The organism is Crocosphaera sp. UHCC 0190, from assembly GCF_034932065.1.
Taxonomy (GTDB): domain Bacteria; phylum Cyanobacteriota; class Cyanobacteriia; order Cyanobacteriales; family Microcystaceae; genus UHCC-0190.
The window spans coordinates 178,300-197,355 of sequence record NZ_JAYGHP010000005.1; the positions used below are offsets into that span (position 1 = coordinate 178,300).

The following is a 19,056-nucleotide window of genomic DNA, read 5'->3' on the forward strand; positions in this document are numbered from 1 at the left end:
ATTATTGGTAGGGTTTTCGGAGTAATGATGATACTAATTTGATTGATAATTGATCAGAGCATCAATTAGTCCCTCTAAGGTATATTCTTTGGCTTCTATATCAACTCTCCCTAAGAGTTTATAACAGGTTGTGGAAGTTTGAGGCCCAATAGAAGCAAAACAAACATCTTCTAATAATGATAACATATTTAACTCAGAATTTCTATTTATTTCTTGTTTCAATAAGTCATGAAAATTCTGGACGGTTTTAGAACTTGCAAAGGTTATAATATTGACTTGTTTTTGTTGTATTGCTTCCCAAGCATCGAGATTGATTTTTTGAGGACATCCTGACTGATAAGCCGGAACTTCTCTTACTTCTGCTCCTTGTTTTTGTAATTCTTGAACTAAAATTTCTCGGCCACCTGTTTCAACACGGGGAAATAATATTTTTTGATTATTTAAAGTTTCTGGAAAGTTTTCTACTAAAGAGTCTGCCACAAAATTAGGAGGAACAAAGTCAGGAATTAAGCCATGATTCTGTAAAAAAGATGCGGTTTTTTTGCCAACAACAGCAATCTTAATTCCTCCTAAAGCGCGGGAATCTTTTCCTAATTCTTTTAAGCGTTCAAAAAAGAATTTAACCCCATTTGCTGAGGTTAAAATCAACCAATTAAAGGAAGATAATTCTTGAATTGCTTTATCTAATGCTTCCCAATTAGAAGGGGGTAAAATTTCCAATGCTGGCATTTCAATGGTTACTGCACCCTGTTGTTGTAAAATGACACTAAATTGACTTGATTGTTCAGCCGCACGGGTAATTAAAACAGTTTTTCCCTTTAAAGGAAGGTCAGCAGATGAGGACATATTTCTTAAATTAACCACTTTTCCGATCACAATAATTGCTGGAGATAATGAGACACCAGAAACTTGCTCTATTATACTCTTTAATGTACCTATCCAAATCTTTTGTTTTGGACTTCCTCCATCACGAATAATAGCAATTGGTTCATCTGGTGATCGCCCCTTTTCTAACAAATTGTAAATTATTCTCCCAAGTTTTTTTGCCCCCATTAAGATTACTAATGTGTCAATCTTTGCTAAAGCATCCCAATTTAATAAATTTGGATCATGACCTGTCATTACAGTAAAACAATGACTGATAAATTTATCCGTTAAGGGAATTCCAGCTAATAAAGGAGCCGCCAAAGCAGAAGAAATTCCAGGCACTAATTCATAATTACAACCTGCTTTAATTAAGGCATTTATTTCCTCATTGGCTCTGCCAAATATTAAGGGATCGCCACTTTTTAATCTTACCACTTGTTTGCCTTTTAAGCAGTAAATAATTAGTAAATCATTGATTTGTTCTTGATTTGTACTGGGTAAACCACCCCGCTTACCAACATTCAATTTAAGGCAATTTTCGGGTACTAAATCAAGAATTTTCAGATTAACTAAAGCATCATAAACTAAAACATCAGCTTGAGATAAAAGCCATTGACCACGAATAGTTAAATAATCTAAATTACTAACTCCTGAACCCACTAAATAAACTTTACCTGTCATGAAAACCATTAATGATTTTAAAATCTATAAAATACGAGAAAGCAATTGATAAATCAATCGAAATAAAGATGTAACGGCAATTAATCCGGCTCCAGAAATTACTGCAATAATTAATATGTAAGGCAAAGATAAGCTACCGCGAAGTATCGGCATAAACATTAATAATAGCGCACTAATTACCCCAATAATCAGTAAATCTTTCCCCTCGATCATACGACGATATTGAGCATAAATTAATCCCCCAATTCCCATACATCCGAGGATAATTCCAGGGGCAGCGATTAAACCTTTTAACACTATAATTAACAAAGCTCCTTCAAACCCAGTAAACCCCGCGCTGAGGAGTAATTCTACACTGGAAAAAGAATGTTTAGCAACTTTTGAAGAAGGAGAAGGAGACACAATAAGAGGAATAGGTGAAGGCGTTTGAACAGTTGTATTTGGAGTCGGTTTTATAGGAAGAGAAGGAGAGGAATGTAATGCTTGTAAAACCTCGGTTGCACTGCCATAACGATCATTAGGAATAGGAAGTAAGAGACGATCTAAAATGGCGGCTAACTTATCGCTAATTTTGGGGACATTGGGTTTCCAATTCCAACAATTATGATAGGAATCATACAATTCTTCTGGGGGTTTTCCCGTTAAAAGATTAAGACAAGTTGTGGCTAAGGCATATAAATCTGTTGCTGGATAAACGGTTGAACCTTGCATTTGCTCAGGGGGAGCAAACCCCATCGAAAAAATTCCCGTTGAGCGTTTTTGTTGATTACCTGCCCCGGCGGTTACTTGTTTAACTGCCCCGAAATCAAGTAAATATAAACGCCCCTGTTTATCCCGCATAATATTAGAGGGTTTAATATCCCGATGAATACAATTATGATCGTGAATAAATTGCAAAACCCCTAAAATTTCCGTCATTACCTCTATTACTTCTGCTTCAGAGAATACCCCATTTTTGCGTAATTCTGTTTCTAAATCTTCTCCATCAATTAATTCTTGAACTAAATAAAAAAATTGTTCTTCTTGCTTTGTTAAACCATTAGAAACGACCAAGGGAAAAAACGCATATAATTGGGGTATTTGGGGATGTTTACTCCCTAATTCTTCTAACGTCACCGCTTCTCGTTCAAATAATTCTTGAGCAATAGCCAAGGCTTGAGCAGTTAAGTTTCCTTCCGGTTGAAACTGTTTCACCACACACAAACGCATGGTGGGAGTATAGCGATCTTTTGCTAAAAATGCCGCCCCAAATCCTCCTTTACCTAGTAATTTAGAAGGAAGATAACGACCGGCTAAAATCAGCGGCATTCCACAACTGGTACAGTATTTTTGTTGAACTGTTTTTAGAGTCGTCGGGTCATCAAGATCCGAAAAATGATTTTTAGGATGAGAACATTCAGGACGAGTACAAAGGATTTCCATATTAAATGGAGAGAATAAAAATTTTATGTGCTTTTATTGTAAGCAAGGGATTAGATTTAGACAAATTTCTGGAACTGGAGACAACTTTACTGATAACTTCTGTAGGGGTTTAATATTATTAAGCCTCCACAACTCCTAGCTTCTACTATATCGCGCCCCAGAAGTACAAGTTTCTTGAATTTCTACTCCTTGCAGTCCTGAAAGTCCCGCGGTTTCCAATTTCTCAAAAATCCATTGAGCGATCGCTTCACTGGTAGGACTTTCTAACCCTGTGGTTTCATTGAGATAATAATGATCTAAAAAATTCTCGATCAGAGGCTCTAAATACCGCTTAATATCCCCAAAGTCCATAACCATCCCTTGTTTTGACCCCTCTGCTATCAGGCGATCGCTACTCACATAAACTCGGCCAACCCAACTATGGCCATGAAGACGACGACATTTACCATCATGATAGGGGAGTTGATGGGCCGCTTCAAAGCGAAATTCTTTATAGATAGTCCATTGATGGGGTGAATTCATGATTAAGCAAAACAGCGATCAGATAACACTTTATTTTAGACTTTTCAGTTTCCCCTACGTTCCCGAAGAGACTGTTCCGCTTCTAATTCCTGATTTAAGAAATAGTTGAGAAAAGTACGAATAACGGCAATGGCCCCTAATTTTCCCAAGGTTTCCCAGGAGGGAGCAACCGTCGTCGATAAAATGTCCGAGCCTAATTGAAATTCTAAGGCCAAAGCCAACCAAGAACCAAAGCGAATACGCACCTCTAAGAAAGGAAAAGACTGGCGACGAATACCCAAAATTAAGGCACGAAATGATCCGAAAAAGCCACAAATCACGCAAACCACCGAAACAAACTCTAATATTAACCGAAAACCCCCAACCCAACGTTCTAAGATCTCAGCTAAATGTTCTAATAATCTCATTTTCCTCTAGTCTAGTTACTTCAATTTAATCTTAGTGCCATTTTTGAGACAGCCGTTGTTTACTTTCTATAACCGATCTCAGTTTTTACTCTGTTGAATTAGGCATAACTACAGAGAAATAGAGAGAACCTACCCAGGATTTACTCAAAACTACTGAGGAAGGCGATCAGCAATTTTTCTAGAATGAAATCAAGTTAACAAATACATAAATCACCTTCAACAGTTTGAGGTTTTCAAGCTATGGTTTTCACCTCAAGTGACAGCAAACAAGAAACGAAACAATTATCCCAAAAAGTTGAGCATATTTTAAAGAAGAAATATCCTAAAAGACATCATCATTATGGCTTAGAAGATTTTTTCTGTTTTCAAACACAAACTGGAACCATTATTGATTGGAATGAATCCCGTAATATTTTAACCAGTGAAGATTTTATTCTGGGTTTAATTGAAGGATTAGAAGAAGAAATCGGCAGTGCAGCAGGAGTCGTTACCTATAACATTGGTAAAGAATGGGGTAAACGAGACGCTGTCTTTTTTCAACAGTGGCTTTATTCTGAATATGAGTATGAAAAACCCCTTAATCAACTCAATCTAAATTATGTTTTAGAAGCTTGGTGGTGGCCCTTTACTGCTCAAGGTTGGGGTAACTGGGAAGTGGATATGAGTGAGCAGAAAAATGGCTTTATGTTTGTCAATATTTTTGACTCTGCTGTTGCTCGAACTTTAGGGGATGTTGGTAAACCTGTTTGTCATATTTACGCTGGATTATTAGCAGGATTTTTCAGCAATTTAGTCAAAAAAGACTTAAATGGTATTGAGATTCAATGCTATGCTATGGGGGAAACTTATTGTAAGTTTCTCATCGGTAAAAAAGATCGCATTGATGCAGCAACTTTTTGGTTAAATGAAGGCGCATTAGCCAAAGATATTGAAAAGCGTTTGTATCATGGGGAGTATCTTAAATGATGAGTATAACAGCTTGGGCAGGGTTAAGTGTCAATGAGTTTTTTAGTGCCTATAATTGGACTGGTCAACCCCCAAGACTTCAACCCTTAGATACTTCTAAAAATAACATAAAACCTTCATCTTTTTTATGTTTAAGTTTGGGAGATTTTCTCTCACAAGGTAACTGGACGGGAAAGATTTCTCATCAACCTTTAGTTAAAGCAATGCCAAGAACTCAGCAAGCTTTAATGACGTTACCTGTGGCTGAATTTTTTCAAGAAATGGGCTGGCAAGGATTTTCTAAAATAGCTCCAATCGCTCAATCATCTTCTCTTAAAAAGGAAATTAATTCGTCATCTCAAGACTTGAATGTAAACAATTTATCCGATTTATTCTAGAATCAAGACCATGCAAAAAGATTTTGAACATTTATTCTATGAAGCAGAAGATCACTATCTTCAAACTTCAGACATTACGACTCTAAAAAATCAAGCTAATCGCCTTAGAGAATGCTTGGCAATTTATCAGTGTCTGCGGGATCAAGAAATTAGTATTTTTCAATCTGTTGCTGATAGTTTAGTTGAGGCATTTCCTGATGAAAATAGCCAACGTCTTGAACAGGCTTTAGGACATTGGATGTCCGTGATGCGTTATGGTGCTATGGCCCTGTTATTAAATAACCCTGATTATTTTAACCATCGTCTCTTAGAATGGCTGACAGATATGGTTCACGCGCAGGAAATGGTGGTCATTGAAACTCATCTTTTTGAATGCTTAAAAGAAAAGTTAGAAGAGAGTTTTTCCTCAATACAAATGGCATTAATTAATCCTTTCTTGTCTCAAGCAAAAACCATATTAATCGAACCAAAATCTTCAGCTAAAATAGAGAACATAGGAGCATAATTACAATGATTGATGTTGCAAATTTAGCTAACAATTCATCATTAAAAGGAAATTACTTTTCCCCTGATGCCTATCTTCAAGGAGACTTTGAATTTGGCTTATTAGAAAATCGTAGTGGTTCCCGTTTACTGGCCTTACCTCAACCTTTATTAGAGGCTATGTATGCTACTTTAGAAGATGAATTAGGACAAGGAAGTGGTGTCGCTCTATTTAGTTGTGGCCGTTGGTGGGGAAAAAGTTTCTATCAGCGATTTGCAGAGGAATTAGGGGAATACTATAAACAACCCTTAGCACAAATGGAGATGATTCAGTTTATTCAATGCCTAAAACAATGCTGGAAAACTCATGGATGGGGAACCCTAGAGATTGATCTAAAATATTATCAGAATGGGTTTTTAATTCCGAAAATTGTTAATTCCCCCTTTGCTCAAGTTGCCCCCCAAAATAAGCGTCCGATGTGTTTCTTAGAAGCAGGAATTTTAAGTGCATTTTTTACTCAATTAACAGGACAAGATTTACACTGTATTCAAACATCTTGTGAATCAATGGGAGCAGATTCTAATAACTTTGTTATTGGATTAGCTGAACGCATTAAACCCATTGAAGCTTGGATAGAAGAAGGTCACGATCACGCGACAATTATGGAATTATTGTGTCGCAATCAATCAAACTTAACTAATTAATTTAGGAGCATTTAAACATGGCAAAAACTGTTAAACTTGACCCCATTAATCAAGAAGTTGCAATACAAACAAATGACAATCTTTTGAGTGGTTTACTGCAAAAAGATTTGAATGTTTGGAAAGAGTGCGGAGGAAGGGGAATGTGTTCCACTTGCCATGTTTTTATTACAGAAGGGATGGATAGTTTATCCCCTGTAAATCGGCGAGAAATGCGTACGATGGAAGTGATTACAACAGCTAATAAATTCTCTCGACTTGCTTGTCAAGCACGGGTAATTGGAGAAGGTGTTGTCGTTGAAATTCCCTCTGGTATGTATGTCAGTGAAATTGAAAATATTGAAGATTTAATTGGCCGTCGAGCAGAGGAAAATATCTTACATCCCATTACAGGAGCAGTATTAGTTGAGGCGGGAAAATTAGTCACTCGTTCGATGATTACCCAACTCAAAGATACTCAAGTCGAAGTGGCTGAATACATCGCCAAAACTCAAGATGGATAAAACACTTAACCTAGTTAATTCTATTGAAAACAAAGGAAAAATAAGCCAATGTTAACACAGTTTTCACGATTAAGTTTAGAGGCAGATGGCCGTTATGCAACTGATGCAGAATTAGGGTTTATCGAAAGCTATTTAGACTCAGTAGATATGCGCGTCAGTACCTACGAAAAAATTCGGGATAATGAAGTAGCAATTCTCCTGGAAGTTGAAGCAAAAATGCACGAATTAAATAAGGATAACTGTCTATATACGATGGGTGAACATGAAAAAGAAATTTGTCGCCGTGATCGCAAAAATGCCATCCGTTATGCTAGTTCTGCCATGTTAATTAACGACTTAGATCGTTTACGGGATGGACTTTTAATTTGGGTGCAAACCATTGTTCGTGCTGTGGGTTATAAATTCTTTGTCCGCACCCATTATCCGACAATTCAGGCAGTTATTAAAAAATATTTAACCCCTGAAGAAGCTGCCTTCATTCTTCCTGCTTTGCAACTTGATAGTACCATTCTTGGTGCCTAAACCGTTCAGAAAAATTGAGCAATTTAATCTTGAGGATTTTTGTAATGAATGATCAAAATACTGCTTTTAATGTCACTTTAATTAATGCTAAAAAAGATCTAAATAAGACCATTAAAGTGACAGCTAATGACTACATTCTTGACATGGCTGAGCAACAAGGAATTAAGCATCCTTGTTCTTGTCGCGCTGCTGCTTGTTTTGATTGTTTAGCTAAAGTTATTGAGGGTAATGTCGAACAAAGTTCAAAAGCTTTATCATTTCTCCGTCCTCATGAAATAAAAGAAGGTTATATCTTGCTTTGTGCGGCATCTCCTACCTCTAATTGCACAATTTTAACTCATCAAGAAGAAGAATATCTTGCCTAAAAATTCATTAATTTAACTCAGCAATTTAACAGGATTTACAATCATGGAATCACAAGTAGAAACCCAGGAATTAGAAAATCAATCTAGTGGGAATAATCTCTCTGATATTTTCGATTTATTATCAGGAGTTGGCCTATTTGGCGGTGTCGTTGGCTCATTCTTTGGGAATGCTGCTTTCGCTACAATTCCCCTTTCTTTTTCCCTCGCTTTACAAATGGCTAATCGCCGTCAATTAAAAGTAGAAATGGCTCAGGTTCAGCAAACAGCAATTATGCAGTTAACTGAGCAAATAAATAACAATAAATCTGTGATTTTTGAGCAATTTAACCAGTTACACCAAGAGACTCAGAATAACTGGGAGAAACAAAATCAAGCCTTTCAATCTAAGGTCAATGATTTGTCAGATAAATTACAAGATTCTCAACAATCTCTTGATGGGTTAATGCAAGAAGATAGAAAACTCAATGAGTTTACTAATGCTTTAAATGCTCAGCAACAACAAGTTGAAGAAATTGTCAAGAGTTTACAACAAATTGAAAACTTATCCCAAGTAATTCGGAGTAATCCTGATGGGGTTGAAGCTTACTATCAACGGGGGTTAAGTCATCAAAAATTAGGGGATAAAACCGGAGCAATTGAAGATTATACCGAAGCCTTACATCTAGATTCTACCTATGCTAAAGCTTATCACAGTCGTGGCATTTTGTTGGCAGAATTAGGCAGTAAAAAACAAGCAGTTGAAGATTTACGACTGGCAGCTAAATATTACTTTGAACAAGGTGATATTGAAAGCTATGAACAGGCCAGAAATCTGAGCAAAGAATTTTATGAAGTACGTCATTCTCTTATTAACGACGAGGAATCAGAAGTAACTAATTCTGAGGAGTCAATGATTAAAGGAGATACATCACAAATGATAGATTTAATTGCAGTGGGTAATCTTTTCGATGAAGAGTCTGGGACTGAGAAAAACGTCAGTATACTTGGTTAGACTAGACAAAAAAATGCCATGCTTTGTGTCTTAATTCTCCTTGTTGTCAGCGATCTTTAGGACAAGATCGCTGTTTTTTTAGGAATTCTTGCTCAATGTTTATGATGTTATTAAGCGACACATTTTCCTGGGGGTCAACCCTAAGCGGAGTCGAAGCGTTGACCCCTACAACATCCACATCTGTAGTCCCAGTTGATGAAAATGGTATGAAGTCAGTCGGGGTGGCAGTCCAAGACGCGATCGCAGCCTTATTTCTGTTGAAAACCGCTCAGGAACAGGATTTAGACATTTTAGTCGAACTTTAAAAAAGTTTTTTTAGCAAATCTCTTGACAAACTTTCGTTAACCTTGGTATGATTATATTCGGCTCAAAAAATATGGGACTGTAGTTCAATTGGTTAGAGCACCGCCCTGTCACGGCGGAAGTTGCGGGTTCGAGCCCCGTCAGTCCCGTAAAAAAAAAGACAACAGCGTCGTCAGTTAAACCATCTGCTCTTCGAGACGAGCTTGAGCTAAATCTCGGATTAATGTAGCGCGTAGAGTTATGTAATGATTCAGATGATGGTATTCGTCATGACTGAGGGGTTTCTTTTGTTGAAGCTTTGCAATCAAGCAATTGACTAAATCAGCTTGACTCAGACTGAGTAGCGTTTGAGCTTGGGTTTGTTCAATAATAGACCATAATTGCCGTAAAATCGTGGGACTCATGAGAGATTAAACCTCACACTCACAAAAATCTAAAAAGATTATAAAATTATTTGTGCATTTTTGACAGTAGCAACAGTAACATTTTTTCCCATTGGTGTTAAATTCCCTCAGTCTAAAACCTGGGGTTATACAAACTAAGCCCGCCTTCGCGGGCTTTAAGCTTAGATTTCAAGTATTTTTTCAGGGAAATAATCTGATTAAACCGCAGAACTTTGACGAATCACATAATGTTGTTCAGGGGCAGGATAACCAGCACTTCCTAAAGTTTCACGAATGGTTTTATTGGTGTCAAAATAAACTTGCCAATAATTTTCGTTATGACAATAGGGACGAACCGCCAAAACCGGGCCAGCGAGATTAAACTCTAAAATTTCGACATCAGGTTGAGGATTTTCCATAACATTAGGAATTTGGCGTAATCTTTCCTGAAGTAAATTAATCGCCTCAGCATAATTCACACTATGATTCAGTTGTGCCACTAAATCGACCCGACGGTAGGGGTTAGCGGAAAAGTTTTGAATATTATCGGAAAAAATCTTATTATTTCCGATAATAGTTCTTACATTATCCATCGTATTAATGACAGTAACAAACAAGCCAATTTCTTCAACCGTTCCGATGACACCTGCCGTAGCAATAAAGTCACCCACGGCAAAAGGACGGAAAATCACCAGGAAGACACCCGCAGCAAAATTCGCTAACAGTCCTCCCCAAGCGGCCCCAATGGCAATACCGGCCGCAGCTAATAAAGCCGCAAAGGACGTGGTTTCAACGCCAAAATACCCAAGAATAGCGACGATTAAAATGATTTTTAGGGCAATGTTCAAAAAATTCGCCAAATAGGCAACAAGAGTCGGTTCAATGCTTTGTCGCTTCAGAAGACGAGAGAGTAAACGAACACCCGTTTTAATTAACCATTGTCCTACCACCCACAGAAGAATAGCACCAATGAGTTTAAAGCCAAACCCAGCCAATTGGCTTTTAACGCTTTCAACAAAAACATTGACTTGCACGGTATCCACTGGCATTTGCAGTATGTACATATATGTAGCCTCCTCAACACATTTAAAAAGCTTTCCCTTATAAGATATAAGTATTTGCGAACCCCGACATTAAAAGATAATCCTAAAATTCATGAAATGAAACAATGTTTAATATTTGTACAGTTTGAAAAATAAATAACTATACTTAGTCCAAGATCAAAATTAATAACTGTTCACCCATCACCGATGAAAACATCTCAAGTCCTCAAACGCTACGAACAAGGAAAACTCGATTTCCGAGGAGAAAACCTGAGAGGGCAAAATTTTAAGGGAAAAAACCTCACGGGGGCCAACTTCAGTCATGCTGACATTCGAGGGGCAAATTTTGCTCAGGCTATTCTCACCGGGGCCAACTTTTGGCAAGCTAAAGGCGGATTACCGAAAAAGTGGGCGGTGAGTTTGATCGGATTTTCCTGGTTGTTGGCGGCCTTATCGGGAATTTTTTCGGGATTTGCCGGAAGTTTTGTGGTGCTGACCTCAGAAAGTCTGGACATAACGAACCAAATCGCAGGATGGACAGCCATTATTATTTTGATCCTTTTTTGTATTTTCAGCTATCTTCAAGGCTTAGAAGGGGGGTTAGGGGCAGTGGTAATTGCCTTGATGGCCACCGGGGTGATCGCCGTTGCCTTTGCCGGATCTTTGCCCTTTTCCTTATCTATGGCCTTAACCTTTGGGGTAACTTTTTGTCTTCATTTAGTGGTGGCGATTATTGCTGCGGTGGCCGGGGCGATCGCGGGGGCCGCGGCCGGGGCCGTAGCGGGTACGGCGGCGATCGCCGGAATGTTTCCTTTTGCGGTTATCATCGCCTTTATGCTTGCTGTAGAGGAAGCAGAAGTCTTTTCTTTTACCATTTTTGGGGCAGGAATAGCGGCCGTAGCGGTTACTTTATTAAGTGCTTATCTCGGCTGGCGTTCCATCAAAGGCGATCCTAGAGATGAGTGGATTCGTCAAATTGCGATCACCTTTACCTCTATTGGTGGGACAAGTTTTTATCAGGCCGATCTCACGGATGCCAACTTTACCGGAGCAACCCTAAAAAGTACGGATCTTCGGCAAGCAACCCTAACAAGGACTTGTTTTCACGATACCCTGAAATTAGATGGGGCCAGACTGGGAGACTCCATTCTCTGTGAACCTACAATTCGGGATTTATTGGTGAATCCTCAATTTGGCTATAAACAATATTATGGCAAAGTCAGTTTACGGGGTGCGAATTTGGATGGGGCCAACTTGCATCGGGCCAATTTTAAACTGGCAGATCTGACTGATGCTACGTTTCGCGGGGCTAATTTGGAAGGGGCTAATTTAACGAAAGCTGTGGCTAATCATACTAATTTTACGGGGGCAAATCTGACAGGGGCTTGTGTGGAAGCCTGGAAAATTGATGAGGGGACACAGTTGGAGCAAGTCGTCTGTGATTATGTTTTTCTCTTAGAAAAAACCAATCAGTACGGGAGTCGCAAACGCCGTCCTAGCAATGATAATCGAAGTTTTAAACCGGGGGAATTTGAGAAATTGTGCCGGCCGCCAATTGAGGATGAATAAACCGTCAACTAAAAAGATAATAAATACTCTCTAGTGATACCTAAAAACTGGGGTAAACTCAGAGGCATTCACGATGTTCTTTCCTTCTCGATAAAAATGTCAACTACTCAAACTCAAGAGAATTTAATCACGAATATTACTGGCGAACCCTATCAACCCGCCAGACTTTATTATCAGGTTTCTAATAAAAAGACGGTTTTAGGGGTGTTTCAAAAGCTTAAATGTATGGAGTATCATCCCTCAAGCGATCGCTGGTATTGGTTATACAAGGAAGAAGCGAAAAAAATTCGGTTTGAACAGTCTTATAATAAAATTCCTAAGGATGTACAACCAGTTCCTTTGGGTTATTTTAGTTTCATTGATGATGAAATAATGATCTTAGAGGTTCGTTCTTTTCAACGATTGATCGAAGCAATTAAGTTCTTTCAAACTCGATTAAATTGGCGTGCTGCTGAACCGGTAAGATTGCGTTTGGTTAATAAATTCTTTGGTTCTCTGCCCAATGAAACCCCAAAGCCTCCGACTTCTTTTGCGGAATTTTTTGACCGAGATGATATTATTATTCACAGTCCCGAAGCCCTGGAACAAGAATTAATGGCTGTAGAAAATCAATACGAAACAAGGGAAGAAAAAGAAGCGGCTGTTACGGCTTATATGCAAGAAAAATCAAAAGAACCTTTACCGGAAATTGAAGAGATTGCGGTGAGTCTTCATGAAGAAGGTAGGATGATTTTAGAAATGGCTTTACGGATGAAACATATTGAAGCTTGGGAACATTGGAACGGAAATACAAGTTTTACTCAGTATGATTTAGTTCAAAATATGTTAGCTTCTATGCCTGATAATTCTGATGGATTAGAAGAAGAAGAATGACAGCACTTAGTGCTATGGTAGAAGTCAGAAGTTATACCATTTTCATCAACTTGGACTACAGATGTGGATGTTGTAGGGGTCAACGGCCGTTGACCCCTACGAGAATGTTTAGCTAGACTTATTAATCTACTTTTATTTTGTCTTTTTCAGAAGTGTTAGATTGATTAAATTTGCGTTTTAGAGTTGAAGTTGCGCCTAAAGTACCAAGGGCGAGAAGACTTAATATAGAAGCAGGTTCGGGAGTGCTTTGAGCAGTAAAACTAGCCGAAGTAACTTGAGTAACAATCTGCGTTTGGTCTGCTGATTCCACCGCGATCTCGCCGGACAACCAGGGCAAAGAACCGCTTATGCGACCAGCCTGTGTCTGTACTCTATCTTTATGTATAAAGCGTCCTATACAATGCCCTGGCTGTGGTACAGGAATCCATATTCCCCCTGCTGCGATACAGCTTTCTTGATTGGGTATGTTGACATTAAGAGATCCCATGGCGGTTATTTCAAGCTCGAATAGAGTACCGGCAACTGGTGGAAGATCACCAATCGCCCGGATAAAACCCTGTTCAACTTCTGAAGGAATAAGTTTACCAAAGGAGTCAAAAAACTCCATGCTACCAGATGTAAAGGCAACACCATTAGGAGTGAACAGATCATCCATTTTAAACTCTGGTAATTCCGCAATTCCTGTGAAAGTTCCCTCAGATAGAGGAGCAAAGGAGGAGGGGGCTAAATTTCCGGAAAAAGATAGAGTGGTCGCTTGAGCAGGGTTGAGATTAACTAAGCCTAATCCGAAGCTACAAGTAGCACCAGCAATGGTAGCCATAATTGTCTGAGCAGACTTTGACATAAAAAAATCTCCTGATTAGGGAAAAACAACTATTTGAGGAAATTCTAAGTAGAAAAATTAGACAAAGCTTACTATTAATACAAAAATTTTAGACTCTGGTAATAAAACAATAATATTCTTCATAAAAATTGTTAATCTTTATTTCTGATAAATGTTCGTTTATAAACTTTTCAGAAGGTTAAATCTTAAAAAAAAATTAAAAAATATCCGCCTCAAAAATTGAGACAGTTTTTTTATTATTTATCTAGATTACAAAATTTGTTTCTCAATAAATCTCCGCTTCTAATTGCTTCGTTGGGACAAAACATTCCCCAGGCAATAAAACAGGTTCAGCGCGAAAAATTAGCTGTCCTCGGTGGCTTTTTTTATGAATAGCAATGCCATAGGGCCGCTTCCCCTGCTTCGAGTGCAACACACAATAGGTGCGATAAATTCTTTGGGCGGCCCTCAATAAAATTGGGTCAAGTACAATAGTTGAATCCATCTGTTGTTGTCTAGGGTCTTTGATTTGGGGTGAATATACCATAATTTGCGCTCCTCACACATTACCTTGCTTGTAGTTTACCGTCATCCAACTAGAAGACGGATAAATTACGCCCTATGATTCCAAAATCTTTAACAGAATATCTCCCATAGCCCGACAACCCACAGATTTCATGCCAGGAGACATAATATCTCCCGTACGATAGCCTTGAGCCAACACCTCTAAAACCGCCTTTTCTATCTTATCCGCAGCTTGAGGCTCATTTAAACCATAGCGTAACATCATGGCTCCGCTAAGAACCTGGGCCAAGGGGTTGGCTTTATCCTGGCCCGCAATGTCAGGGGCCGAACCGTGTACGGGTTCAAATAAACCAGGCTTTTCTAACCCTAAACTAGCAGAAGGTAACATCCCAATACTACCCGTTAACATAGCCGCAGCATCAGAGAGAATATCCCCAAATAAATTACCCGTGACAATGGTATCAAACTGTTTCGGCGCACGCACTAACTGCATGGCCGCATTATCGACATAGAGATGAGAAAGTTCCACATCAGGATAATTTTCTCCCATCAAAGTGACGCGATCGCGCCATAATTGAGAGACATCTAAGACATTAGCCTTATCCACAGAACATAATCTTTTGCTGCGTTTTTGGGCAGTTTCAAAGGCTACCTTCGCAATACGGTCAATTTCTGACTCCGTATAGGCCATGGTATTCACGCCCCGTTTTTCTCCGGTTTCTGTCTCAAAAATGCCTTTCGGTTGGCCAAAATAGATGCCTCCCGTTAATTCTCGCACCACCATAATATCAACCCCTTCCACGACTTCGGGTTTGAGTGAAGAAGCACTAATTAACTGGGGTAAAATGGTGGCCGGCCGTAAATTAGCAAAGAGATTTAAACCCGCGCGAATGGCTAATAAACCTGTTTCGGGCCGTTGATGACGAGGTAAGTTGTCCCATTTATATCCCCCAATGGCCGCGAGTAAAACCGCATCACTGTTGCGACAAAGGGCAAGGGTTTCGTCTGGTAGGGGGTTTCCGGTAGCATCAATGGCGGCCCCTCCAATCAGGGCCTCTTGAAATTTAAACTCAATATCTAGTTGACTTGCGATCGCTTTGAGGACATTGACAGTAACAGCTAAAATTTCAGGGCCGATGCCATCGCCAGGAAGAAGAGTAATGCAATATTGCCGCGTCATGATGAGTTTTTCTTTTTACACTATTATTATGGGTGATCTAATGACCCCCTTTGCAGTTTAGCGGTGACGGTAGGCCCTAATCAACTCGAACGTCAATAAAACTTTCTCCTCATCTCCTAACTCCTTCACCTCTTCACGTGCGCCTAAGAAAGTTTTTTGTGGACTCTTCAGAAATCCCCGTCTCTTTAGAGCGGGGAAGCTTAATCCCTAATGTAAAGCCATTGTAATTAAGCCTTGTTGTCCGATTAAAATTTCCCGTAATAAGCTACAAATTCCCACCCAAATAATCGGACTAATATCGACTCCGCCCAAGGGAGGAATCACTTTACGCACAGGAATTAACAAGGGTTCTGTAGGTAAGGCGATTAATTTCCAAGGAAACCGATTTAATTCTACTTGGGGATACCAAGTTAAGACAATACGAAAAATAAACAAAAAGGTCATTAGCCCTAAAAATAGACCTAATCCCCAATTGCTAAGATTAATAATATCCATAAGATCTTCATTGAAGGTTTAAAATTAGCTTTTTTTTAGTATAAACCCTTCTCAAGATTCTTAGAGCAACCTCAAATTTAAAACTCAAAACCCCTTTTTTAATCAAGGGGCTTACGGTAAGCTTGACGGAAGACAGGTGTTCCAATCGTTCTCAAGGACATCACCATCACCCCCTAAGAGCTAATTATCTAATTATTGTGAAGTAAGAAGTCCACAATGAAAGTTCCGGCTAAGATTAAAGAAAGTGAAATAAGCTCCATGGGGGTTTCTCCTGCTCAAACTAAATGAATCAAACGAAAGACTTCTCCTATGCCTTCGCTTATTAACGACTAGGCATCACCTATATACTTAGTTTACGGAAATCCTTGCCTCCGTACTTCCCCCAGATAGCTCACCCGTTTGGGTTAATTGCTTTGCGTGTATTTTCTGAGAAGTTTTAGGGGGCGATTGCTTGTATGCGATGGGGTGGCCAGCCAATTTTATAAGCTTTACCGACAATAACTTCTCTTGGTAATAATCCCCAATAATGGGAATCTAGACTATCATTACGATTGTCGCCTAAGACAATGTAATGATTAGGGGGTATCGTTGGAGACTTCCATTGATATTGAGGCGATTCCGCAATATAAGATTCTTGCAGAGGCTGATTATTAATATACACCTTGCCTTGTTTCACTTCAACCACATCCCCAGGTGTTCCAATGATTCGTTTAATGTAATAATCTGAGAAATCAGGATCAAAGACTTTGATGTTTTCTGAGGGAGTAAAGACGACAATATCCTTCTGTTGCGGGACATAATTGGCAGACTTACTCACAAAGACGATATCGTTAATTTGTAAGGTGGGTTGCATGGACTTGCTGGGAATTATAAACTTTTCAAAGCGTTGATCTAACCATTGAGGAAAATAATTTCCCATGACACCAAGTAAAAAAATTATCCCTGCCATAGCGACAATTAAGCGATGTTTTCCCTGAGAATGATGAGGAAAGACGTGATAGGTGTGATAAGTGGCGATCGCTGCTATTAATGGCGTAATTAATAATAATTGAGGGAATATATTATTGAGACTTAATAATATTAAAGTTGCGGTTAATAACCCTAAACCAATGACAGATTTTTGTAAATAAAGATGCCCTAACCCTGGTAAAATACGAGTCACAAAAATCCCAAACCACAAATTTTTAGATTTACGGGGAATTTTTTCTAAGATTTGCTGTCGTCGTGGATAATATACTCCTAAATGAGCATCTAAAATATTACTAAGATAGACAAGGATTGCCATTCCCAAATAAAAAAATCCTGTTACTGTATTACCTTTAGCACTAAAAATATTCCACCCTGTCATTATTAACCAAAAAATCTGTCCATTAAAAAAAAGAATTGCCCTTAAATAGTTGCCCGCATAAAACTGTCCAATACCTGGGAAAAACATCGAAAAGTTAACTGCCAACCAAGGATCTTTGTCAAGATGAAGAGACACTTAATTACCTGGATAATGAGATTTAATCTAAACTGTTTTAGGGACAAATAGCAGTTTGTCCTTCCGTTCTTAAAATGAGAAATTGCTGTTAACATCAAATACAGTTGACTACCATTGATTATTTTTTGGGTAAATTTCTGGGGGGAATTTCTCGACCTTGATAAAATTGTTTTTCTAGGTTACTTAAAACAAACCATAGACTAACAGCAAGAGGAAAACTTGAACTTAATAAACCTAGCCAAATTAGGGGAGGATGGTCTAAAGTTAAGAGCAAAAGAGGAATAATTGCCCAGATGATTGAAGTTGCGATCACTACCACTATTTTAACTCGTTGTAAATTTTTTAAAGCGGTTCGACAACTATTACATTTTTTGGTATGGGAATGATAGCGATCTAATAAGGTTTCTGTAGATAAGACAGGGCTTAAGGTTTTTTGGGGAAAGGGTTGAGCCTTATATTGATTGACCCAAGAGCGAAATTCAAAGACAAATAAATCAGCTTTTGTTGGTAAATAGAACGCCTTATAGAAGTTTTCACTACCGCCTTTTTCTTCTAAGTAACGTTCTTGATGATGCAAAAAGATTTGGTCATCTTCTAAGACTCCATTGTTACCTAAATGGGAATACCAAGTAGGAGTTGATTTGATAAATAATTTCGGAAAAGGAGAAGAAAACTTAAAAGGAAAACGAGCAAATAGACGACATTCTCCCTTGCGAATTGGAGTTGCATAAACAACGGTTAAGGTGCGGCCAAACTGTTTAGATGTGAGATCATGCCACATCATAGCAGGAGCGATAAAGGTCGTTTCTTGTCGTCCTAAAGTGCCTTTTCTGGGACCTTCTTCCCAGACACCCTTAAACCCCCACTTTCCTGATTCTACTACTTCTAATTCTACAGGAGAAACATTAGCTCGGTTTCCCACAGTTTGATGATGAGTATAGGGAATATGACTGGAATCTAACACATTTTCTAATAAAGTTAAGGCATCATAAGGTAAGTCTCGGAAGGTATTAAGGCAAACCCATTCATCAGCATTTTCTTCTAAAACATCTACCAGAGGAATAGAAATTTTATCAGCATTTTCTGCCTTTCCTGCATAAACAAATAAAAGTCCTTGACAAACTTTAGCGGGTAAAGATTTAACCTTTGCTCTAACGGAATTTTCTGCTTTTCCTCCTGGTGGTTGTTGCGGAATAATTTCACAATTTCCTGTCCCGGAAAAAGCCCAACCATGATAAGGACATTCTAAACATCCAACCTCATTAATTCTGCCTTCAGAAAGGGGGGCAAGACGGTGGGGACATTGATCATCAAATACTCGCCATTGGGTTGCTTTTTTATCCCACCAGATGACAATATTTCTTTCTAATAAAGTAAAAGCAGTGGGTTTACTTTTGTCTAAATCTTCAACATAATAAACAGGATACCAAACTTCTTGCCAGTCGAAGTAGTTGGGGTCAGTTCCACCAGCAGTTAAAGGGGTATCTAAAGGGGATAAAGTCGTATTAGCAGTCATAGAATGGCAGACAAAAAACAGAGGGATTGTTTATATTGTAATAAAATGTAACAGT

23 protein-coding genes and 1 tRNA gene are annotated in these 19,056 nt (G+C 38.7%); 12 read left to right on the plus strand and 12 right to left on the minus strand.

Features of this window, described 5'->3' with window-relative positions:
- Nucleotides 1-33: 33 nt before the first annotated feature.
- From cobA to VB715_RS10090, 4 genes are all read right to left on the minus strand, one after another.
- Nucleotides 34-1,548 carry a uroporphyrinogen-III C-methyltransferase gene (cobA, locus tag VB715_RS10075; protein WP_323301063.1) on the minus strand — a complete coding sequence of 505 codons (1,515 nt, stop codon included), beginning with the start codon at nucleotides 1,546-1,548 and terminating at the stop codon, nucleotides 34-36.
- Between the two features lie 24 nt (nucleotides 1,549-1,572).
- Complete coding sequence (locus tag VB715_RS10080) at nucleotides 1,573-2,970, minus strand: serine/threonine-protein kinase (RefSeq protein ID WP_323301064.1); 1,398 nt, start codon at nucleotides 2,968-2,970, stop codon at nucleotides 1,573-1,575.
- A 135-nt stretch (nucleotides 2,971-3,105) separates the two neighbouring features.
- Complete coding sequence (gene queD, locus VB715_RS10085) at nucleotides 3,106-3,492, minus strand: 6-carboxytetrahydropterin synthase QueD (RefSeq protein WP_323301065.1); 387 nt, start codon at nucleotides 3,490-3,492, stop codon at nucleotides 3,106-3,108.
- 44 nt (nucleotides 3,493-3,536) lie between these two features.
- Nucleotides 3,537-3,899 carry a DUF1622 domain-containing protein gene (locus VB715_RS10090; RefSeq protein WP_323301066.1) on the minus strand — a complete coding sequence of 121 codons (363 nt, stop codon included), beginning with the start codon at nucleotides 3,897-3,899 and terminating at the stop codon, nucleotides 3,537-3,539.
- A gap of 240 nt (nucleotides 3,900-4,139) precedes the next feature.
- On the opposite strand from VB715_RS10090, the gene VB715_RS10095 reads away from it, so the two are divergent.
- The 10 genes from VB715_RS10095 to VB715_RS10140 all read left to right on the plus strand — a co-directional run bounded on the left by VB715_RS10095 (nucleotide 4,140) and on the right by VB715_RS10140 (nucleotide 9,260).
- The gene (locus VB715_RS10095) at nucleotides 4,140-4,865 is read left to right on the plus strand and encodes a V4R domain-containing protein (protein WP_323301067.1); all 726 of its coding nucleotides are present in this window, start codon (nucleotides 4,140-4,142) and stop codon (nucleotides 4,863-4,865) included.
- A complete protein-coding gene (locus VB715_RS10100) occupies nucleotides 4,862-5,242 on the plus strand; it encodes a hypothetical protein (RefSeq protein ID WP_323301068.1) in 381 nt (126 codons plus the stop codon). The genes VB715_RS10095 and VB715_RS10100 overlap by 4 nt, the downstream gene beginning before the upstream one ends.
- Nucleotides 5,243-5,252: 10 nt before the next feature.
- Entirely contained in the window at nucleotides 5,253-5,747 is a 495-nt protein-coding gene (locus VB715_RS10105) for a phycobilisome protein (RefSeq protein ID WP_323301069.1), read from the plus strand.
- A 5-nt stretch (nucleotides 5,748-5,752) separates the two neighbouring features.
- On the plus strand, nucleotides 5,753-6,430 hold the full coding sequence (locus VB715_RS10110; protein ID WP_323301070.1) for a V4R domain-containing protein: 678 nt from the start codon (nucleotides 5,753-5,755) through the stop codon (nucleotides 6,428-6,430).
- A gap of 17 nt (nucleotides 6,431-6,447) precedes the next feature.
- Complete coding sequence (locus VB715_RS10115; protein ID WP_323301071.1) at nucleotides 6,448-6,930, plus strand: 2Fe-2S iron-sulfur cluster-binding protein; 483 nt, start codon at nucleotides 6,448-6,450, stop codon at nucleotides 6,928-6,930.
- 48 nt (nucleotides 6,931-6,978) lie between these two features.
- Nucleotides 6,979-7,452 (plus strand): allophycocyanin, encoded by a 474-nt coding sequence (locus tag VB715_RS10120; RefSeq protein WP_323301072.1) that lies wholly within the window; start codon nucleotides 6,979-6,981, stop codon nucleotides 7,450-7,452.
- A 44-nt stretch (nucleotides 7,453-7,496) separates the two neighbouring features.
- Entirely contained in the window at nucleotides 7,497-7,817 is a 321-nt protein-coding gene (locus VB715_RS10125; RefSeq protein WP_323301073.1) for a 2Fe-2S iron-sulfur cluster-binding protein, read from the plus strand.
- A gap of 43 nt (nucleotides 7,818-7,860) precedes the next feature.
- The gene (locus VB715_RS10130) at nucleotides 7,861-8,808 is read left to right on the plus strand and encodes a tetratricopeptide repeat protein (RefSeq protein WP_323301074.1); all 948 of its coding nucleotides are present in this window, start codon (nucleotides 7,861-7,863) and stop codon (nucleotides 8,806-8,808) included.
- Between the two features lie 101 nt (nucleotides 8,809-8,909).
- Nucleotides 8,910-9,113, plus strand: coding sequence for a hypothetical protein (locus VB715_RS10135; RefSeq protein ID WP_323301075.1), 204 nt, complete (start codon nucleotides 8,910-8,912; stop codon nucleotides 9,111-9,113).
- A gap of 73 nt (nucleotides 9,114-9,186) precedes the next feature.
- Nucleotides 9,187-9,260 (plus strand) — tRNA-Asp (locus VB715_RS10140).
- Between the two features lie 27 nt (nucleotides 9,261-9,287).
- On the opposite strand, the gene VB715_RS10145 is transcribed toward VB715_RS10140, so the two are convergent.
- Together VB715_RS10145 and VB715_RS10150 are read right to left on the minus strand one after the other, a co-directional pair.
- Entirely contained in the window at nucleotides 9,288-9,515 is a 228-nt protein-coding gene (locus VB715_RS10145) for a hypothetical protein (protein WP_323301076.1), read from the minus strand.
- A 197-nt stretch (nucleotides 9,516-9,712) separates the two neighbouring features.
- A complete protein-coding gene (locus tag VB715_RS10150; RefSeq protein ID WP_323301077.1) occupies nucleotides 9,713-10,558 on the minus strand; it encodes a mechanosensitive ion channel family protein in 846 nt (281 codons plus the stop codon).
- A gap of 186 nt (nucleotides 10,559-10,744) precedes the next feature.
- On the opposite strand from VB715_RS10150, the gene VB715_RS10155 reads away from it, so the two are divergent.
- Nucleotides 10,745-12,106, plus strand: coding sequence for a pentapeptide repeat-containing protein (locus VB715_RS10155; protein WP_323301078.1), 1,362 nt, complete (start codon nucleotides 10,745-10,747; stop codon nucleotides 12,104-12,106).
- 96 nt (nucleotides 12,107-12,202) lie between these two features.
- Entirely contained in the window at nucleotides 12,203-12,979 is a 777-nt protein-coding gene (locus VB715_RS10160) for a hypothetical protein (protein ID WP_323301079.1), read from the plus strand.
- A 121-nt stretch (nucleotides 12,980-13,100) separates the two neighbouring features.
- Here VB715_RS10160 and VB715_RS10165 read toward each other — a convergent pair whose 3' ends face one another.
- The 6 genes from VB715_RS10165 to VB715_RS10190 form a co-directional block, all read right to left on the minus strand.
- On the minus strand, nucleotides 13,101-13,799 hold the full coding sequence (locus VB715_RS10165; protein WP_323301080.1) for a PEP-CTERM sorting domain-containing protein: 699 nt from the start codon (nucleotides 13,797-13,799) through the stop codon (nucleotides 13,101-13,103).
- A 289-nt stretch (nucleotides 13,800-14,088) separates the two neighbouring features.
- Entirely contained in the window at nucleotides 14,089-14,349 is a 261-nt protein-coding gene (locus tag VB715_RS10170) for a hypothetical protein (protein ID WP_323301081.1), read from the minus strand.
- 72 nt (nucleotides 14,350-14,421) lie between these two features.
- Nucleotides 14,422-15,507: a 3-isopropylmalate dehydrogenase gene (gene leuB / locus VB715_RS10175; protein WP_323301082.1), complete on the minus strand. Its 1,086-nt coding sequence runs from the start codon at nucleotides 15,505-15,507 to the stop codon at nucleotides 14,422-14,424.
- Between the two features lie 207 nt (nucleotides 15,508-15,714).
- Nucleotides 15,715-16,002: a YggT family protein gene (locus VB715_RS10180; RefSeq protein ID WP_323301083.1), complete on the minus strand. Its 288-nt coding sequence runs from the start codon at nucleotides 16,000-16,002 to the stop codon at nucleotides 15,715-15,717.
- A 436-nt stretch (nucleotides 16,003-16,438) separates the two neighbouring features.
- Complete coding sequence (gene lepB / locus VB715_RS10185; protein ID WP_323301084.1) at nucleotides 16,439-17,485, minus strand: signal peptidase I; 1,047 nt, start codon at nucleotides 17,483-17,485, stop codon at nucleotides 16,439-16,441.
- Between the two features lie 118 nt (nucleotides 17,486-17,603).
- Nucleotides 17,604-19,001 (minus strand): Rieske 2Fe-2S domain-containing protein, encoded by a 1,398-nt coding sequence (locus VB715_RS10190; protein WP_323301085.1) that lies wholly within the window; start codon nucleotides 18,999-19,001, stop codon nucleotides 17,604-17,606.
- Nucleotides 19,002-19,056: the final 55 nt, after the last annotated feature.

Bases quoted from the DNA above. Each gene is read 5' to 3' on its own strand.
- cobA (WP_323301063.1), bottom strand. From the start codon at position 1,548: ATGACAGGTAAAGTTTATTTAGTGGGTTCAGGAGTTAGTAATTTAGAT.
- VB715_RS10080 (WP_323301064.1), bottom strand. From the start codon at position 2,970: ATGGAAATCCTTTGTACTCGTCCTGAATGTTCTCATCCTAAAAATCAT.
- queD (WP_323301065.1), bottom strand. From the start codon at position 3,492: ATGAATTCACCCCATCAATGGACTATCTATAAAGAATTTCGCTTTGAA.
- VB715_RS10090 (WP_323301066.1), bottom strand. From the start codon at position 3,899: ATGAGATTATTAGAACATTTAGCTGAGATCTTAGAACGTTGGGTTGGG.
- VB715_RS10095 (WP_323301067.1), top strand. From the start codon at position 4,140: ATGGTTTTCACCTCAAGTGACAGCAAACAAGAAACGAAACAATTATCC.
- VB715_RS10100 (WP_323301068.1), top strand. From the start codon at position 4,862: ATGATGAGTATAACAGCTTGGGCAGGGTTAAGTGTCAATGAGTTTTTT.
- VB715_RS10105 (WP_323301069.1), top strand. From the start codon at position 5,253: ATGCAAAAAGATTTTGAACATTTATTCTATGAAGCAGAAGATCACTAT.
- VB715_RS10110 (WP_323301070.1), top strand. From the start codon at position 5,753: ATGATTGATGTTGCAAATTTAGCTAACAATTCATCATTAAAAGGAAAT.
- VB715_RS10115 (WP_323301071.1), top strand. From the start codon at position 6,448: ATGGCAAAAACTGTTAAACTTGACCCCATTAATCAAGAAGTTGCAATA.
- VB715_RS10120 (WP_323301072.1), top strand. From the start codon at position 6,979: ATGTTAACACAGTTTTCACGATTAAGTTTAGAGGCAGATGGCCGTTAT.
- VB715_RS10125 (WP_323301073.1), top strand. From the start codon at position 7,497: ATGAATGATCAAAATACTGCTTTTAATGTCACTTTAATTAATGCTAAA.
- VB715_RS10130 (WP_323301074.1), top strand. From the start codon at position 7,861: ATGGAATCACAAGTAGAAACCCAGGAATTAGAAAATCAATCTAGTGGG.
- VB715_RS10135 (WP_323301075.1), top strand. From the start codon at position 8,910: ATGATGTTATTAAGCGACACATTTTCCTGGGGGTCAACCCTAAGCGGA.
- VB715_RS10145 (WP_323301076.1), bottom strand. From the start codon at position 9,515: ATGAGTCCCACGATTTTACGGCAATTATGGTCTATTATTGAACAAACC.
- VB715_RS10150 (WP_323301077.1), bottom strand. From the start codon at position 10,558: ATGTACATACTGCAAATGCCAGTGGATACCGTGCAAGTCAATGTTTTT.
- VB715_RS10155 (WP_323301078.1), top strand. From the start codon at position 10,745: ATGAAAACATCTCAAGTCCTCAAACGCTACGAACAAGGAAAACTCGAT.
- VB715_RS10160 (WP_323301079.1), top strand. From the start codon at position 12,203: ATGTCAACTACTCAAACTCAAGAGAATTTAATCACGAATATTACTGGC.
- VB715_RS10165 (WP_323301080.1), bottom strand. From the start codon at position 13,799: ATGGCTACCATTGCTGGTGCTACTTGTAGCTTCGGATTAGGCTTAGTT.
- VB715_RS10170 (WP_323301081.1), bottom strand. From the start codon at position 14,349: ATGGTATATTCACCCCAAATCAAAGACCCTAGACAACAACAGATGGAT.
- leuB (WP_323301082.1), bottom strand. From the start codon at position 15,507: ATGACGCGGCAATATTGCATTACTCTTCTTCCTGGCGATGGCATCGGC.
- VB715_RS10180 (WP_323301083.1), bottom strand. From the start codon at position 16,002: ATGGATATTATTAATCTTAGCAATTGGGGATTAGGTCTATTTTTAGGG.
- VB715_RS10190 (WP_323301085.1), bottom strand. From the start codon at position 19,001: ATGACTGCTAATACGACTTTATCCCCTTTAGATACCCCTTTAACTGCT.